A 16717-nucleotide genomic window follows, 5' to 3' on the forward strand; every position below is an offset into this window, starting at 1 on the left:
ATCTTTACAGGAGCATCAGCATGGCCAGAAAACAATGCCAAGTCTGCGGCCAGCCCGCCACGGTGCGGGTGGAAGCCAATCTCAATGGTCGCCACAGCACCATGCTGTTGTGTGACGATCACTATCGCCAACTGGTGCGCCAGCAAAAGCGCACCGTCTCGCCGCTGGAAGCCTTGTTCGGCTCGCGCAGCGGGCTGTTCGAAGACTTCCTTGGCAGCGACTTCTTCCGCATCGGTGACGACGCACCGTCCATGGCGGCCGATACCGACGAGGTCGTCGATGCCTCGTTCGGCGAACCCGCCCCGGCCGGTACGGGCACCGCGCGCCGTCGCGGCAGTGGGCTCGCCAGCCGTATCAGCGAACAGTCCGAGGCCCTATTGCAGGAGGCCGCCCGACACGCTGCAGAGTTCGGGCGCGCCGAAGTCGATACCGAACACCTGCTGCTGGCGCTATCCGACAGCGACGTGGTCAAGACCATCCTGGGGCAGTTCAAGATCAAGGTCGATGACCTCAAGCGACAGATCGAATCCGAAGCCAAGCGCGGCGACAAGCCGTTCGAGGGCGAGATCGGCGTGTCGCCCCGGGTCAAGGACGCGCTCAGCCGTGCTTTCGTGGCCTCCAACGAACTCGGCCACTCTTATGTCGGGCCGGAGCATTTCCTGATCGGGCTCGCCGAGGAAGGCGAAGGTTTGGCGGCCAACCTGCTGCGCCGTTACGGCCTCACGCCGCAAGCGCTGCGCCAGCAGGTAAGCAAGGTGGTCGGCAAAGGGGCCGAGGATGGCCGCGCCGAGACGCCGACCAACACGCCCGAGCTGGATAAATACTCGCGCGACCTCACCAAGATGGCGCGCGAGGGCAAACTCGATCCAGTCATCGGCCGTGCGCAGGAGATCGAGACCACCATCGAGGTGCTGGCCCGGCGCAAGAAAAACAACCCGGTGTTGATCGGTGAGCCCGGCGTCGGCAAGACCGCCATTGCCGAAGGACTGGCGCAGCGGATGGTCGCCGGCGAAGTGCCCGAGACGCTGCGCGACAAGCGTCTGGTCGAACTCAACATCAACGCCATGGTGGCAGGCGCCAAGTACCGCGGCGAGTTCGAGGAGCGCGTGCAGAAGGTGCTCAAGGAAGTGACCGAGCACCAGGGCGAGCTGATTCTCTTCATCGACGAGGTGCACACCATCGTCGGTGCAGGCCAGGGTGGCGGCGAAGGCGGGCTGGACGTGGCCAACGTGTTCAAGCCGATGATGGCGCGCGGCGAACTGAACCTGATCGGCGCCACCACGCTCAACGAGTATCAGAAGTACATCGAGAAGGACGCCGCGCTGGAGCGTCGCTTCCAGCCGGTGATGGTGCCCGAGCCGACGGTAGCGCAGACCATGATGATCCTGCGCGGCCTGCGCGACACCTTCGAGGCGCACCACAAGGTCAGCATCACCGAGGATGCGATCATCGCCGCCGCCGAGTTGTCGGACCGCTACATCACCGCGCGCTTTTTGCCTGACAAGGCCATCGACCTGCTCGACCAGGCGGCCGCACGCGTGAAGCTGTCGGCCACGGCCCGCCCGGTGGCGGTGCAAGAGCTGGAGTCCGAACTGCACCAGCTGCGGCGTGAGCAGGACTATGTGGCCTCGCGCAAGCACTACGACAAGGCCGCCGAGCTGGGCAAGCGCATCGAGGCCAAGGAGACTGAACTCAAGAAGCTCGTCGAGGAATGGGAACGCGAGCGCGCCTCGGGCAGCGCCGAAGTCAAGGCCGAGCATGTCGCGCAGATCGTCTCGCGCCTGACCGGCATTCCGGTCAACGAGCTGACAGTGGAAGAACGCGAGAAGCTGCTGCATCTGGAGCAGCGGCTGCACGAGCGCTTGGTGGGCCAGGACGAAGCGGTGCGCGCGGTGGCCGATGCCGTGCGGTTGTCGCGCGCGGGCCTGCGCGAAGGCAGCAAGCCGGTGGCGACTTTTCTGTTCCTCGGGCCGACCGGCGTGGGCAAGACCGAGCTCGCCAAGGCGCTGGCCGAGTCCATCTATGGCGATGAAGGTGCGCTGCTGCGCATCGACATGTCCGAGTACGGGGAACGCCATACCGTGGCACGCCTGGTGGGCGCGCCTCCGGGTTATGTGGGCTATGACGAGGGCGGCCAGCTCACCGAGAAGGTGCGTCGCAAGCCCTACAGCGTGTTGCTGCTGGACGAGATCGAGAAGGCTCACCCCGACGTCTACAACATCCTGCTGCAGGTGTTCGACGACGGGCGGCTCACCGACGGCAAGGGCCGAGTGGTGGATTTCACCAATACCATCATCATCGCCACCTCGAACTTGGGCTCGGACATCATCCAGCGTCGGCTGAAGGCCCGTGGCGCCACCGGCGAGGAATACGAGAAGACCAAGTCCGAGGTGATGGACGTGCTGCGCGGACACTTCCGCCCCGAGTTCCTCAACCGCATCGACGAGATCATCGTCTTCCATGCGCTGGGCAAGGAGGAGATCCGCCATATCGTCGGCCTGCAGCTCGATCGTGTGGCCCGCAACGCCGCCAGCCAGGGCGTGACGCTGACCTTCGATCAGACCTTGATCGATCACTTCGCGGAGGAAGGCTACAAGCCCGAGTTCGGCGCGCGTGAGCTCAAGCGGCTGATCCGCAGCGAACTGGAAACTGCTCTGGCGCGCGAGATGCTGGGTGGCGGTATCGGCAAGGCCGATCACGCCAGCGCCCGCTGGGACGACAAGGCCGAACGGGTGGTCTTCGAGCGCCAGGAGCCACCCGCGAAGCCGGCCGAGCCTGAGAAGCCCGATGCCGCGAACGCGGCCGAGACGCCGCCTAGCGACGCGAGCAAGTCTGCGCGCAAGAAGAAGTCAGCGGGCGGCGAATCTTGAGTCATGAGGAGGCTGTCGTGTCCGACCCCAATGGGCTGACATGGGCAGCCACCCTCGTGTCGCTGGCGGTCGCTATCCCCACAGCGGGGCACGCGGTCATCTACAAGCGTGACCCTCGATCGGCCACGCTGTGGGTACTGCTGATCGCCTTGTTGCCGCTGGGCGGTTCGCTGCTGTATGGGCTGTTCGGCGTCAACCGTTACCAGCGGCGGGCGCGGCGGCTCTTCCCGGGGGCAGATCCTGCTGTTCGGCAGGACCTCTCGCCCACGATGCCCGAGGCTGTATCGCCGCCGCTTGCCGGTCTGGCCCACCTGGTGGGACGCGCCACCGGCCAGTCGCTGACCGGCGGCAACCGCATCGAGCCGCTTGTCGATGGCGAGCAGGCCTACCCGGCCATGCTCGCCGCCATCGAGTCGGCGCGGTACAGCGTCGCCTTGGCCTCGTACATCTTCGACAGCCAAGGCATCGGGGCGCAGTTCGTCGATGCGCTGCGCCGGGCTCATGAGCGCGGCGTGCAAGTGCGGGTGCTGATCGACGACGTGTATGCCCGCTGGACGCCCCGCAGCGCCTACCGTGCCTTGCAGCGCGCCGGCGTTCCGGCGGCGACGTTCAACCCGACATTGATTCCCGCGCGCCTGCATGCCGCGCATCTGCGCAATCACCGCAAGCTGCTGGTGATCGATGGCGAGACGGGTTTCACCGGCGGCATGAACATCTTCGGTCCGTATTGGCGGCCCGATGCGCCGGGCCAGGCCTGTCACGATTTGCACTTTCGTCTGCGCGGGCCGGTGATTGCGCATCTGATGCGGTGCTTCACCGATGATTGGTGCGATACCACGGGCGAGCGGCTCAGCAAGGGTTACTGGGGCGAACCGCCCGTAACGGCTGATGAGCAAGGAACCTCTTGGGCGCGCGGCATCGAGGCCGGTCCCGACGAGGCCCTGGACCGGATGCGCTGGACCTTCATGGGCGCTTTGAGCGCCGCGAAGCATTCGGTGCGCATCTGGACACCGTATTTCGTCCCCGATCAGCCCATGATCGCGGCGCTGAGTACGGCTGCGTTGCGCGGCGTGCGTGTCGACGTGCTGACGCCTGCGAACGGTGACCATCCCACGGTGCAATGGGCCGCGCGCGCCCACTACTGGCAGGTGCTGGAGCACGGTGTGCGCATCTTCGAACGGCCTGGCCCGTTCGACCATAGCAAGCTGATGCTGGTAGACGGCAAGTGGTGCTGCCTGGGTTCGGCCAATTGGGATGCACGCAGCCTGCGCCTGAACTTCGAGTTCAATGTGGAGGTGTACGACACCGCGTTGTCTACGCGGCTGTCATCCCTTTTTGATACCGCCCGTGATGCGGCGGACGAGATATCGGCGATGGCGTTGCGCGCCCGCCCGCTGGCCATCCGCTTGCGCGACGGGGTGGCCCGTCTGTTCACCCCCATTCTCTAGCGACACGACTTGCGAGGAACATTGCCCATGGAAAAGAAAGATCAATGGAACATTGGCTACTGGATCGTCGCCGGCCTGTTGCTGCTGACGCTGCAGAACTACTGGCAGGCGGCCAAGACGGTCGAGCCTGTACCCTACAGCGAATTCGAGAAAGCGCTGGCCGAGGGGCGCGTCGCCGAGGTGCTGGTGTCGGACCGCACGGTGACCGGGCGCCTGAAATCGCCGGACAGCCGGGGCAAGACCACCATCGTGGCCACCCGCGTCGAGCCCGATCTCGCCGAGCGGCTGTCCAAGTACGACGTGCCCTACGCGCGGGTGGTGGAAAGCACTTGGCTGCGTGATGTGCTGTCCTGGATTCTGCCGGCGGTAGCCTTCTTCGGCGTCTGGTTCTTCCTGTTCCGCCGCTTCGCCGAGAAGCAGGGCATGGGCGGCTTCCTGAGCATCGGCAAGAGCCGCGCCAAGGTGTTCATGGAGAAGAACACCGGCGTCACCTTTGCCGATGTGGCGGGTGTGGATGAAGCCAAGGCCGAGCTGGTCGAGATCGTCGATTTTCTGAAGAACCCGCAGGACTACGGTCGTCTCGGCGCGCGCATCCCGAAAGGTGTGTTGCTGGTGGGCCCGCCCGGCACGGGCAAGACCCTGCTGGCCAAGGCCGTGGCGGGCGAGGCCGGGGTGCCGTTCTTCTCCATCTCCGGCTCGGAGTTCGTCGAGATGTTCGTCGGCGTGGGGGCGGCGCGCGTGCGCGACCTGTTCGAGCAGGCCCGCGGGCAGGCGCCGGCCATCATCTTCATCGACGAACTCGATGCACTGGGCCGCGCGCGCGGCGCCGGCGGGCCCATCGGCGGCCACGACGAGCGCGAGCAGACCTTGAACCAGCTGCTCACCGAGATGGACGGCTTCGACAGTTCGGTGGGGCTCATCATCCTGGCTGCCACCAACCGGCCCGAAATCCTCGACCAGGCGCTGCTGCGCGCCGGTCGCTTCGACCGTCAGGTGCTGGTGGACCGGCCCGACAAGAAAGGTCGCCTGGATATCCTGAAGGTCCATGTCAAGAAGATCACCCTGGCCCACGGTGTAGATCTGGAACAGGTGGCGGCGCTGACCACCGGCTTTTCCGGCGCTGATCTGGCCAATCTCGTGAACGAAGCAGCGCTGAACGCGACGCGGCGCAAGGCGCAGGCTGTGGAACTGCAAGACTTCACCGCCGCCATCGAGCGCATCGTGGCCGGCCTGGAAAGGAAGAACCGTGTGCTCAATCCGAAGGAGCGGGAAACCGTGGCCTATCACGAGATGGGGCATGCGCTGGTGGCGCTGGCGCTGCCCGGCACCGATCCGGTACACAAGATTTCAATCGTTCCGCGTGGCATCGGTGCACTCGGCTACACCCTGCAGCGGCCCACAGAAGACCGATTTCTGATGACACGTGCCGACCTGGAGCACAAGATCGCCGTGCTCCTGGGAGGGCGCGCGGCTGAGAAGCTCGTGTTTGGCGAGCTGTCCACAGGGGCTTCAGACGATCTCGCGCGGGCCACCGACATCGCCCGCGACATGATTACGCGCTTCGGCATGGATGAGGGCTTGGGGTACGTTGCTTTTGAGGCACAGAGGCCGCGTTTTCTTGATGCGCCTGAACTGGCACAGGGTGGCTGCCGGGTAGCCGAATCGACTCAGACACGCATCGACCAAGCCATCCGTGACATCGTGATGGGTGTGTTTGATCGTGCATACCGAATTCTCGAAATTAACCGAGAAGTGCTGGAGCGGTGCGCGCGCGAACTGCTCGCACGGGAAACGCTGGATGAATACAGCATCCGGCAACTGACGCAAGGGCTACAGCTCGAATCCCCATGTCACAGTGGTCCAACTGCCGGAGCCATTGCTTCCTCTGTGTCCCAAGGAGCCCCTCATGAGTGACAGCCTTCATATCGTCTGCCCACACTGCCAATCCATCAATCGTGTTCCAGCCAACAAACTGGCTGAGCAGCCCAATTGCGGGCGGTGCCAGTACCCGCTATTCGCCGGAGAACCCATCGAGCTGACCACAGCGACGGTAGAGGATATCACCGATCTCAAGAGGATCGAGCAGGCGCTGAACTCTATGCGCCTACAGCGAGAAGAGTTGGCCAGCCATGTTCCCGGTATGCTTTACCAATACCGTCTTCGTCCGGACGGCAGCTCGCACTTCCCTTATGCCAGCGCGAAGATACGGGAAATATACGGGGTTGCACCGGAGGATGTTGTCGAAGATGCCTCTCCTGTGTTCGCGGCGCTCCATCCTGAAGACCGCGACCGTGTGCATGAAACCCTACAGGCGTCGGGGCAGTCACTCGCGCTTTGGCATGACGAGTACCGGGTGCAGTTTCCAGACGGTCGGGTGATCTGGGTCGAAGGCGAGGCGTCGCCTGAAGCCCTGCCTGATGGGAGCATCCTCTGGCACGGCTATACCCATGATGTCACCTCACGCAGAAGATCCGCGGAAGAGCTTCGCCTTGCGGCTAAAGTTTTTGCGCACGCAGGAGAGGGCATCCTCGTTACCGACGCTCAGGCCCACATTGTCAACGTCAACCGGGCGTTTACCGTGATCACTGGTTATGCGCGGGAGGAAGTATTGGGCCAGACACCCCGTCTGCTCGAGTCCGATCGCTATGACGATGAGTTCTATCAGACCGTTTGGCAGGCTCTGCTTGAGCACGACTACTGGCACGGAGAGCTCTGGTGCCGACGCAAGAACGGCAGCCAGTTTGCCGCGCTGCTGACGATCAGTGCTGTCCCGGATATGCAGGGCCATATCGAGCATTACGCAGCCATGTTCTCCGACATCACGGCGCTGAAAAAGAACCAGGAACAACAGCTTGAACGTGTTGCTCATTACGACCTGCTCACCGGCTTGCCCAATCGACTATTGCTTGGAGACCGCCTTAAGCAGGCCATTTGTCAGACACGTCGGCGTGGCATGCACCTGGCGGTTGTCCTCATCGATCTGGATGGATTCAAGAAGGTCAACGACCAGCACGGCCACGCAGTCGGCGACAAATTGCTGTCCGTCCTGTCCAGGCGTATGACGCAAGTGTTGCGCGAAGGCGATACCTTGGCCCGTCTTGGTGGTGATGAGTTTGTCGCTGTTCTGGTCGACCTGCCGGATATTTCCATCAGCGTACCGATTCTTGATCGCCTGATCGAGGTAGCTGCGCAGCCCGTACCGATTGGTGACGCACTGTGCGAAGTGAGCGCGAGTATCGGTGTGAGCTACTACCCGCAAGTCGAAGACATCGACGCCGACCAACTACTGCGGCAGGCAGATCAGGCCATGTATTTCGCCAAGCAAGCTGGCAAGAATCGATATCACGTTTTCGATACGGAGAAGGATCGTACGCTGCGCACCCGTTACGAAGGATTGGACAGCATAGAGAATGCACTTGCCAATGGGCAGTTTCTGCTTTACTTCCAACCTAAGGTCAACATGCGCACCGGTGAGGTGCTGGGCGCCGAAGCCTTGATCCGCTGGCAACATCCGGCGCGTGGCTTGTTATCTCCTGCCTCCTTCCTACCCCTCATTGAGAATCATCCGCTCGGGATTGACGTGGGGAAATGGACCATCGAGGCTGCGCTGACCCAGATCGAAATTTGGCGCGAGGCCGGCCTACATGTCCCGATCAGCGTGAATATCGGTGCCGAGCACTTGCTGCAACCGGACTTCATCATGCATCTACGGGGTATGTTGTCACGACATCCCGGCGCCCAGCCGCAAGACCTTGAACTGGAAATCCTCGAAATCAGCGCCGTGGAGGACTTCGTTCAAGTGTCTCAGGTGATGGCGCTGTGCGAGAGGATGGGATTGCGTTTTGCCCTCGACGATTTCGGCAGCGGCTATTCATCGCTGACCTATCTGAAGCGCCTGCCCGCGTACCTGCTCAAGATCGACCAAGGTTTCATACGCGACATGCTCGAGGATCCGGACGATATCGCCATCCTGGATGCGCTACTGGCACTGGCAAGGTCGTTTGGCAGGAACTGCATCGCGGAGGGAGTCGAATCCATTAAGCATGGTGAAATGCTGCTGCGTCTGGGATGCGAGTGGGGCCAGGGTTATGCCATCGGGCATCCGATGCCGGTGCATGAATTCGAGCAATGGCTATACACCTGGCAGGTACCCTTATCCTGGAAGGGATTCAAACCTGACAGTCGCGCCGCGCTGCCCGTGCCGTTCACATACGCCGACCACCGGGTCTGGATTTCCCAGATGATCGACTATCTGTCAGGCAAGACCCAAGTGCCTCCTCAATCCGAAACACTCCAATACTGGCGGGATCAAAGTGGTCGCCCTACGTTCTTCGGCAAGGATCCTGATGATCAGGTCGATGTCCTGCATCAGAGCATCCAGCAGTTAGCGCACACCCTGAGTGAAATGAAAAATGCCGGCCGTGTCGAGGCATTGAGGGCTGGCATCGACAAGTTGCAACATTTGCAGGCGGATCTGCTGGGATTGCTGCCGCCAGCCCAGAAGCCGGATTGATGCCATGCATGGGACAAAGGGTTGACGTGCAAGAGGCTGATCCACCCATCGGCGGCGCCACAGGCGCGCAGGACATTATGCGCTGGATGGCTTCGCAATTGCCCCGGTGATGCAGGTGTAATCGAGTCGTCTTATCGGACTCCCCGTTCCATTAACGTTTCATTGAAAGAGAGAGCGCAACGCTTATGCATAAAGAATCTGGCCACACGGCCCTTGACAAGATGCGCTCCCAGTGGCGGTTGATGACGGTTTACGAGCGCTTCGAGCAGGTTGTTGCCATCACGCTGTCGGGCGTCATGTCGATGGTGATTGTGATTTCGCTGATTCAGTTGATTCGGCTGGTGTTCACGCTGCTCGTCATGGATGCACTGAATCCACTGGATCATAAGGTTTTCCAGCTGGTATTCGGTGCCACCATGACGCTGCTGATCGCGATGGAATTCAAGCATTCGATCGTCAAAGTGGCGCTGCGCAAGGAAAGCATCATCCAGGTCAAGACCGTCATTCTGATCGCGATCCTGGCACTGGCCCGCAAGTTCATCATCCTTGACCCCGACGTTGATCCTGCCAAAGTGGCCGCCCTGGCGGGGACGATACTGGCCTTGGGTCTGACCTATTGGCTCATGCGTGAACGCGACGACCGGAAGAGCGAGTGATTGGACCATGGCTCTTTATAGTCTAGACGGTCGACACGATGCCAGGTCGAGGCACCGCTGGCTCAATCGCTTTCAAACCGTGCCGCTGGTTTTGACCCTGGTGGGGATCGCAGCTGCCGTTGGCAGTCTGCTGTTGGGCGAGCATGGCCTTTGGCTGGCACTGGCAACATGCGCATTGACCCTGCTGATCGAACCTGTCGTCGCCTCCGCGATGACCTTGCGCCTGTATGGCGTCCGTCCCTTGCGCAGCAATGAAGCCCCCGTAATCTGGTCGTTGCTGCGAGCGCTTACAACGCGCGCCGGGTTGCCGAACACGCCGGTTCCGTACTATGTGCCCAGCGGCATCGTCAATGTCAATGCCTTTGCCACCGGCTCCAGGCGCCTTGCCTCCATTGCCCTCACGGATGGTCTGCCCGGCTGGGGAAATCCCGAGCCGTCTTGGTTGCGCACGCATACGGCGGCAGAGGATCGTATCGCGCGCCTGATGGAGTTGGCGCCTCAGCCATCGCAGACCCTGCCGTTCCAAACGGATTATCTCGTGCGAAGGTCGTTCGCCCCGATGTGCCCACCACGCCGGGGCCTGAGCGGCCTTTGGCGCTAAATCACTCGAAAGGAGCCTCCGTCATGTCTTCCCCCGGTCCTTACCCACAACGCCCAGCTCCGGATCATTTCGTCCGGCGCTGGCTCGTCATCACTGCGTGCGTTGCAGCACTCATGCTGTTCTGGCAGTTCCTGCCCGCCATCGAAGCCTGGTTCAGCCCGCGCCAAGCCGCTGAGCGCACCGTCACGCCGCGTGGCGATCTGGCCGCTGACGAACAGGCCACCATCGAACTGTTCGAAAAATCACGCGCCTCGGTGGTCTACATCACCACCGCGCAGCTGGTGCGCGACGTCTGGACGCGCAATGTCTTCTCCGTGCCTCGTGGCACGGGATCAGGCTTCATCTGGGACGACGCCGGCCACGTCGTCACCAACTTCCACGTTATCCAGGGCGCGTCCGAAGCCACCGTCAAACTCGCCGATGGCCGCGACTACCAGGCCGCACTGGTGGGGACGAGCCCAGCACACGACATCGCCGTACTCAAGATCGGCGTCGGCTTCAAACGCCCGCCTGCCGTGCCGGTCGGCACCAGCGCCGACCTCAAGGTGGGACAGAAGGTGTTTGCTATCGGCAACCCCTTTGGCTTGGACTGGACGCTCACCACCGGCATCGTCTCCGCGCTCGACCGCTCGTTACCGGGAGAAGCGGGCGGCCCGGCCATTGATCACCTGGTTCAGACCGACGCCGCCATTAACCCCGGCAACTCGGGCGGCCCCCTGCTCGATTCGGCCGGGCGGCTTATCGGCATCAACACGGCGATCTACAGCCCCTCCGGCGCCTCGGCTGGGATCGGTTTTGCCGTGCCGGTGGACACCGTCATGCGGGTAGTGCCGCAACTCATCAAGACCGGCAAATACATCCGCCCGGCGCTTGGCATCGAGGTGGACGAACAGCTCAATCAGCGCCTGCTTGCGCTGACGGGAAGCAAGGGCGTGTTCGTGCTGCGTGTCACCCCCGGCTCGGCAGCGCACAAAGCCGGGCTCGCTGGGGTCGAGATTACCCCACAAGGCATCGTGCCCGGCGACCGCATCATCGGTGTTGATGGCAAGGCGACGGACGATGTGGCTAAGCTGCTCGCGCGGCTAGACGACAGGAAGGTCGGCGATGTAGTGGTCTTGTCAGTGGAACGGGCCGGCAAATCGCGCGAGGTGCGTGTGGAGCTGCAACCCGGGAATTGATTGAACTGAACCTGTGGATCAGGCGGTAGTGCAGCGTCGCGGCGATTGAGGCTCTCAGGTCTCTTCGGCCAGGTAGCGTTCCGCCTCAACCTCCGTAATTTTCGGATGCGATCTGCCTATCCGAATAGGCAAGCATGCAACGCCGGAACCTCTTGCCAATCATCGAAGGAGAAAGCGAGGCGCAATCCGCATGAGGTGGACGCAGGCCAGGAACGAGGCAAACAGGAGGCCGCATTGGAACTCAGACTACTGCGCTATTTCGTTGCGGTCGCGGAAGAACTGCATTTCGCGCGAGCGGCCGAGCGCCTTGGCGTAGAACAATCGCCTGTGTCGCGCGCAATGCGCAATCTCGAAGCCACGCTCGGCGTGCAGTTGTTCGACCGCAGCGCGCACCAGACGCGACTGACCTGGGCCGGTCAAGTGTTCCTCGGTGAGTGCCGGCGTGTGCTGGCCACCGTGGAGCAGGCGGTGAGTGCCGCAAAGGCGGCGGCGCAGGGCTATCAGGGTTATCTGCGCATCGCCATCTGCGACAGCTTGGCGCAGCCCCACATTGCCACCTTGCTGGCGCGCAGCCGCGAGGAAGAGCCCGAACTGGAGATTCGCGTCTTCGAGCTGCCTTTCGCGCAGCAGCTCAAGGGCCTGCACAACGATCTGCTGGACATCGGCTTTGCGCTGTCGGACGCGGTGAGCGAAGGCCTTGTCGCCGAGCCCGTGTGGACCGATCCTCTGTCGGTGATCGTGCCCGTGCGCCACCCCTTGTTGGCGCACGCGGAAGTGCCATTGGATGAAGCCTTGAAGTTTCCGTTGGTACTGTGCCATCCGGACGCGGGATCGGGCTGCCACCACCAGATCCAGGCGGTGCTTCAAGGTGCGTCCAAGCCGCTCAAGCTGGTAGATCAGGTGACGAGCCTAGGCGTGATGCTGACTCTGGTCGGTGCCGGTTATGGCCTAGGTTTCGCCATTGCCTCGCAGGTGCAGACCTTGAACCGCCCCGACATAACCGTTCGCCCCTTGGCCGGCACGCCGCCCATGCTGTCCACCTACCTGCTGCGCCGCAGCGCCGAACCCTCTGAGCCCATGAAGCGGTTTCTGCAGCGCGCCCGCGAGGAGTTCCTGCCAAAGGGAGATGAACCGGCCTCGTGACGTTGAGCGCTCGGGTACATTGGCTACTGCTGGCTGTCCATGGCTCGCACTGGACTTGCTCGGAGCGCGCGTTGACCAAGCGTGGTTTTTCAGTCCATAATTATGTCCATCTCGGTTCGCCGAGTGCGGAAAACTCGTTATCAATCAACGAGTTGGGAACACGATGATGTTCCCATCACCCGCTCCACTTCAACTTTCCAGGGCGCTCCACAGTCGGCTTCGTGTGCTGCAATCAATGCGGGGCCCGTGCGCTCCCGGATCAGGGCGGAACAAGCAATGTGTTTTCACCGGATCAGGCCGTTTCAAGCGGCGCTGAAAGCGCAGCAAGCCCTGAAAACCTTGAACCCGAAGGCATGGCTTGTCGAGAATGAAGCAAGGAAGTAAGATTTCCTTTGAAACTTACGGAGACCTCCCATGCTTGCCAAGCTCACTTCGAAAAATCAGATCACGCTGCCGAAGGCGGCCGTGTCCGGCGTGGATGCGGCGGAGTACTTCGACGTGACCGTCGAGGGCGGCCGGATCGTCCTGACACCCGTGCGGGTCCAGAAGGCGCAGGCCGTGCGTGAGAAGCTGGAGCAACTCGGGATCACCGAACAGGACGTCGAGGATGCCGTGGCCTGGGCACGGCAGTGATGCACAGGGTCGTCCTCGGCACCAACATCGTGCTGTCGGCGCTGATCTTCAGTGCCGGACGCCTGGCCTGGATACGCCACGCCTGGCAACACCAGCGGTTGCAGCCGCTGGTCTGCCGCGAGACGGCCAGTGAACTCCTGCGCGTCCTGGCCTATCCCAAGTTCAAACTGTCGACCTTGGAACGGCAGGAGTTGCTGGCGGACTTTCTGCCCTACGCCGATGTGGTGGAACTTCCGGCACCATGGCCGGACCTGCCGGTCTGCCGTGACGAGAAGGATCAGGTGTTCCTGGTGCTCGCGCATGTCGGCAAGGCGGATGCGTTGATCACGGGCGACGCGGACATTCTCGCCATGCGAGAGGACTTTCCCGGCCTGATCATGACCGCCGAAGCGTTCGCGGCGCGGCAGGCATGAAGGAGACCGGCACCGCCTTGCCCAGCGGCCGTGGAACGACCATGAGGTAGCCAACCATGAAGCACACCGCACGCATGTGGAAGTCGTTGCCCAGTCTGATCAGCCTCGCGGCGCTTCATGAGTGTTTGACCCCAGCGGTCGGGTGAGGAGTCCCAGCGTAGCGCCAGGGTCGTCCGCCTTCGAGCCGAAGCAACAAGCTCGCGCAGCTTGCGCGCATGACGGGCGAAGCCCTCGCGATCATCCCAATGGCTGTCGATGCATCGCGTCGGCCATTGAAGCATTGAAGTACGCTTTAACCTGTTTCACTGTCAATGTGACCTGCATGCAAGGCGATCTTTTCGGGGACATTGTGTCATCGACGGCGGCCGATGCGGTCTCACCTGCGGAGTCGGCGTCCACCTCCAGCAGCGCGGCCAAGGTGCGTTCCGCGACCGCCGTGGAAGACTGGCGCGGGCTGGCGCAGCGGCTGCCGGCGCAACTGCGTTTTGGCGCCTCCACATGGTCCTACCCGGGGTGGGAGGGCCTGGTCTGGGAAGGCGACTACGATTCGAGCACCTTATCGAAGCACGGCCTCGAGGCCTACCATCGGCACCCGCTGTTGCGCACCGTGTGCGTGGACCGCAGCTTCTGGCGTCCCTTGACTGCACGTCAATATGCCGCTTATGCGGGCCAGGTCGGCGATGACTTCCGTTTCGTCGTCAAATGTCCCGCCACCGTCACCGATGCACAGATCCGTGATGACGAAGGCAAGGTCCGTGCGCCCAACCCCGAGTTCCTCGACCCGAACGGGGCCGTTGAGCGCTTCGTCCAGCCGGCGCTCGAAGGGCTGGGCGCCAAGCTTGGCGTGCTCGTCTTCCAATTGAGCCCTCTGCCGTGGGGGGAACTCAGCCGCTCCGCATCGCTGCTGGATAGACTGGGCCGTATGCTGGCGGCCGTCCGGCAAGCCTTGCCCGCAGACGCGCGCGTGATCATCGCCGTGGAAGTCCGGGATCCGGAGCTCCTGGGCCAGGCGCTGGTCGACATGCTCCAGACGCATGGCGCCACCTTCTGCCTGGGCCTGCATGCCAAGATGCCGCCGATCGAGGAGCAACTGCCCATGCTGCGCGCGCTATGGCCTGGGCCGCTGGTCTGCCGATGGAACCTGAATCGCATCTTTGGCGCCTATGGCTATGCCGACGCACAGAAGAAGCACAGTCCGTTCGACGCCATCCTCAGCGAAGACCCCCACACACGCGCCGTGCTGGCGCGCACCATCCGCGGCATCACGGGGGCGGGCCAGCCGGCCTATGTGACCGTCAGCAACGACGCCGAGGGCTGCGCGCCGCTTTCCATCCAGAAGCTCGCGCTCGCAGTCGCAGGCAGCTTTGGCGCCGAATTGGGATAATTGCACCGGTCATCAAGTTACTGGAGCTATGTATGTCTGTGGAAAAAGTCGCGCTCGTCACCGCCGGCGGTTCTGGCATGGGTGCCGCCGCCGCCCGCAAATTGGCACAGGACGGCTACCGCGTCGCCGTGCTGTCCTCGTCCGGCAAGGGCGAGGCGCTCGCCCATGAGCTCGGGGGTGTGGGCGTCACCGGATCGAACCAGTCGAACGACGATCTGCGCCGCCTCGTCGGTCTGGCGATGCAGCGCTGGGGGCGCATCGACGCATTGGTCAATTCCGCCGGCCACGGCCCGCGCGCGCCCATCCTCGACATCACCGACGAGGACTGGCACAAGGGCATGGAGGTCTACTTTCTGAGCGCTGTACGCCCGGCCCGGCTGGTCGCGCCGATCATGGCGGCGCAAGGCGGCGGAGCCATCGTCAACATCTCCACGGCCTGGGCCTTCGAGCCCGCCGATCTGTTTCCGACCTCCGCGGTGTTTCGCGCCGGGCTGGCCAGCTTTACCAAGATCTTCGCCGACACCTACGCGGCCCGGAACGTCCGCATGAACAACGTGCTGCCCGGCTGGATCGACAGCCTGCCCGCGACGGACGAACGGCGCGAGAGCGTGCCGATGGGTCGCTACGGCAAGGCCGAGGAAATCGCCGCCACCGTCGCTTTCCTGCTGTCGGACGGCGCGGGCTACATCACCGGCCAGAACATCCGGGTCGACGGCGGTCTGACACGCGCCGTGTGATGCTGATCTGCCTCACCGCCAGCCCAGCGCCGGCGCCACGTGCGTCAGGATGGCCTCGATGACGTGCGCGTTGTAGTCCACGCCCAGTTGATTCGGGACCGTCAGCAGCAGCGTGTCGGCCTCTGCGATCGCCTGGTCCTGCTTCAGCAGCTCGACGAGGACGTCCGGTTCCGCGGCATAGCTGCGACCGAACACCGCGCGCGTCTTTTCGTCGATGAAGCCCACCTGGTCCCTGTCGTCGCCGCCGCGGCCGAAATACGCCCGATCCCGGTCGTCCACCAGCGCGAAAATGCTGCGGCTGACCGAGACCCGCGGCTCACGGGCGTGGCCGGCGTCCTTCCAGGCGGCCTTGTAGGCGCGGATCTGCACGGCCTGCTGCACGTGGAACGCCTCGCCCGTCTCGTCGTCCTTGAGGGTCGAGCTTTGCAGGTTCATGCCCAGCTTGGCGGCCCACACGGCGGTCGCATTCGATCCCGAACCCCACCAGATCCGCTCGCGCAGCCCTTCTGAAAAAGGTTCGAGGCGCAACAGGCCCGGCGGATTGGGAAACATGGGGCGCGGGTTCGGCCGGGCGAAGCCTTCGCCACGCAGCAGTTCGAGGAAGGCCTCGGCGTGCCGGCGCCCCATGTCCGCGTCGGTCTGGCCCTCGGCGGGCTGGTAGCCAAAATGGCGCCAGCCCTCGATCACCTGTTCCGGCGAACCCCTGCTGATTCCCAGTTGCAGGCGGCCGCCCGCGATGAGGTCGGCCGCGCCGGCATCCTCCACCATGTAGCAGGGATTCTCGTAGCGCATGTCGATCACCCCGGTGCCGATCTCGATGCGTTGCGTCCTGGCGCCCACGGCGGCCAGCAACGGGAACGGCGAGGCCAATTGGCGGGCGAAGTGGTGGACGCGAAAATACGCGCCATCCAGGCCGAGCGCCTCGGCGGCCACCGCAAGTTCGATGGATTGCAACAGCGCGTCCGCCGCGCAGCGGGTTTGCGATTGAGGGGACGGCGTCCAGTGGCCGAAAGAAAGGAATCCGATCTTCTTCATTGTGAGGCGGCCTCCAAGGTTGGGCGGGGCGAACGGCGACGCGCCCGATACTGGATTCTAGTGCCGATGCCGCATTGGGGCGCGGCAGCGCCATGTCGGCCATCGG

General features: G+C 63.2%; 13 protein-coding genes. 12 read left to right on the plus strand and 1 reads right to left on the minus strand.

The window, feature by feature from the left end:
- Positions 1-20 precede the first annotated feature (20 nt).
- From clpK to OOZ48_RS03715, 12 genes are all read left to right on the plus strand, one after another.
- Positions 21-2870, plus strand: coding sequence for a heat shock survival AAA family ATPase ClpK (gene clpK / locus OOZ48_RS03660; protein ID WP_269495777.1), 2850 nt, complete (start codon positions 21-23; stop codon positions 2868-2870).
- A 17-nt stretch (positions 2871-2887) separates the two neighbouring features.
- Positions 2888-4318, plus strand: coding sequence for a cardiolipin synthase (gene cls, locus OOZ48_RS03665; protein ID WP_269495781.1), 1431 nt, complete (start codon positions 2888-2890; stop codon positions 4316-4318).
- Between the two features lie 27 nt (positions 4319-4345).
- Positions 4346-6232, plus strand: coding sequence for an ATP-dependent zinc metalloprotease FtsH (ftsH, locus tag OOZ48_RS03670; RefSeq protein WP_269495784.1), 1887 nt, complete (start codon positions 4346-4348; stop codon positions 6230-6232).
- Complete coding sequence (locus OOZ48_RS03675) at positions 6225-8831, plus strand: EAL domain-containing protein (RefSeq protein ID WP_269495786.1); 2607 nt, start codon at positions 6225-6227, stop codon at positions 8829-8831. The genes ftsH and OOZ48_RS03675 overlap by 8 nt, the downstream gene beginning before the upstream one ends.
- A gap of 185 nt (positions 8832-9016) precedes the next feature.
- Entirely contained in the window at positions 9017-9487 is a 471-nt protein-coding gene (locus OOZ48_RS03680; protein ID WP_269495787.1) for a phosphate-starvation-inducible PsiE family protein, read from the plus strand.
- 7 nt (positions 9488-9494) lie between these two features.
- Positions 9495-10088, plus strand: coding sequence for a hypothetical protein (locus tag OOZ48_RS03685; protein WP_269495789.1), 594 nt, complete (start codon positions 9495-9497; stop codon positions 10086-10088).
- A gap of 23 nt (positions 10089-10111) precedes the next feature.
- Positions 10112-11266: a S1C family serine protease gene (locus OOZ48_RS03690; RefSeq protein ID WP_269495791.1), complete on the plus strand. Its 1155-nt coding sequence runs from the start codon at positions 10112-10114 to the stop codon at positions 11264-11266.
- A 234-nt stretch (positions 11267-11500) separates the two neighbouring features.
- Positions 11501-12409: a LysR family transcriptional regulator gene (locus tag OOZ48_RS03695; RefSeq protein ID WP_003141085.1), complete on the plus strand. Its 909-nt coding sequence runs from the start codon at positions 11501-11503 to the stop codon at positions 12407-12409.
- A 414-nt stretch (positions 12410-12823) separates the two neighbouring features.
- Entirely contained in the window at positions 12824-13042 is a 219-nt protein-coding gene (locus tag OOZ48_RS03700) for an AbrB/MazE/SpoVT family DNA-binding domain-containing protein (RefSeq protein WP_021205410.1), read from the plus strand.
- Positions 13042-13455 (plus strand): putative toxin-antitoxin system toxin component, PIN family, encoded by a 414-nt coding sequence (locus OOZ48_RS03705; protein ID WP_269495793.1) that lies wholly within the window; start codon positions 13042-13044, stop codon positions 13453-13455. Before OOZ48_RS03700 ends, OOZ48_RS03705 begins: the two co-directional genes overlap by 1 nt.
- 322 nt (positions 13456-13777) lie before the next feature.
- Entirely contained in the window at positions 13778-14839 is a 1062-nt protein-coding gene (locus OOZ48_RS03710) for a DUF72 domain-containing protein (protein WP_269495795.1), read from the plus strand.
- 32 nt (positions 14840-14871) lie between these two features.
- Complete coding sequence (locus OOZ48_RS03715; protein ID WP_269495796.1) at positions 14872-15576, plus strand: SDR family oxidoreductase; 705 nt, start codon at positions 14872-14874, stop codon at positions 15574-15576.
- A gap of 12 nt (positions 15577-15588) precedes the next feature.
- Here the strand turns inward: OOZ48_RS03715 and OOZ48_RS03720 are convergent, their stop codons facing one another.
- Entirely contained in the window at positions 15589-16611 is a 1023-nt protein-coding gene (locus tag OOZ48_RS03720; protein WP_269495798.1) for an LLM class flavin-dependent oxidoreductase, read from the minus strand.
- Between the last annotated feature and the right edge of the window lie 106 nt (positions 16612-16717).

The sequence above is a fragment of the Castellaniella sp. S9 genome (assembly GCF_027257175.1).
Lineage (GTDB): Bacteria > Pseudomonadota > Gammaproteobacteria > Burkholderiales > Burkholderiaceae_B > Castellaniella.

Bases quoted from the DNA above. Each gene is read 5' to 3' on its own strand.
- OOZ48_RS03675 (WP_269495786.1), top strand. From the start codon at position 6,225: ATGAGTGACAGCCTTCATATCGTCTGCCCACACTGCCAATCCATCAAT.
- OOZ48_RS03700 (WP_021205410.1), top strand. From the start codon at position 12,824: ATGCTTGCCAAGCTCACTTCGAAAAATCAGATCACGCTGCCGAAGGCG.
- ftsH (WP_269495784.1), top strand. From the start codon at position 4,346: ATGGAAAAGAAAGATCAATGGAACATTGGCTACTGGATCGTCGCCGGC.
- clpK (WP_269495777.1), top strand. From the start codon at position 21: ATGGCCAGAAAACAATGCCAAGTCTGCGGCCAGCCCGCCACGGTGCGG.
- OOZ48_RS03680 (WP_269495787.1), top strand. From the start codon at position 9,017: ATGCATAAAGAATCTGGCCACACGGCCCTTGACAAGATGCGCTCCCAG.
- OOZ48_RS03715 (WP_269495796.1), top strand. From the start codon at position 14,872: ATGTCTGTGGAAAAAGTCGCGCTCGTCACCGCCGGCGGTTCTGGCATG.
- OOZ48_RS03685 (WP_269495789.1), top strand. From the start codon at position 9,495: ATGGCTCTTTATAGTCTAGACGGTCGACACGATGCCAGGTCGAGGCAC.
- OOZ48_RS03690 (WP_269495791.1), top strand. From the start codon at position 10,112: ATGTCTTCCCCCGGTCCTTACCCACAACGCCCAGCTCCGGATCATTTC.
- OOZ48_RS03710 (WP_269495795.1), top strand. From the start codon at position 13,778: ATGCAAGGCGATCTTTTCGGGGACATTGTGTCATCGACGGCGGCCGAT.
- OOZ48_RS03705 (WP_269495793.1), top strand. From the start codon at position 13,042: ATGCACAGGGTCGTCCTCGGCACCAACATCGTGCTGTCGGCGCTGATC.
- OOZ48_RS03720 (WP_269495798.1), bottom strand. From the start codon at position 16,611: ATGAAGAAGATCGGATTCCTTTCTTTCGGCCACTGGACGCCGTCCCCT.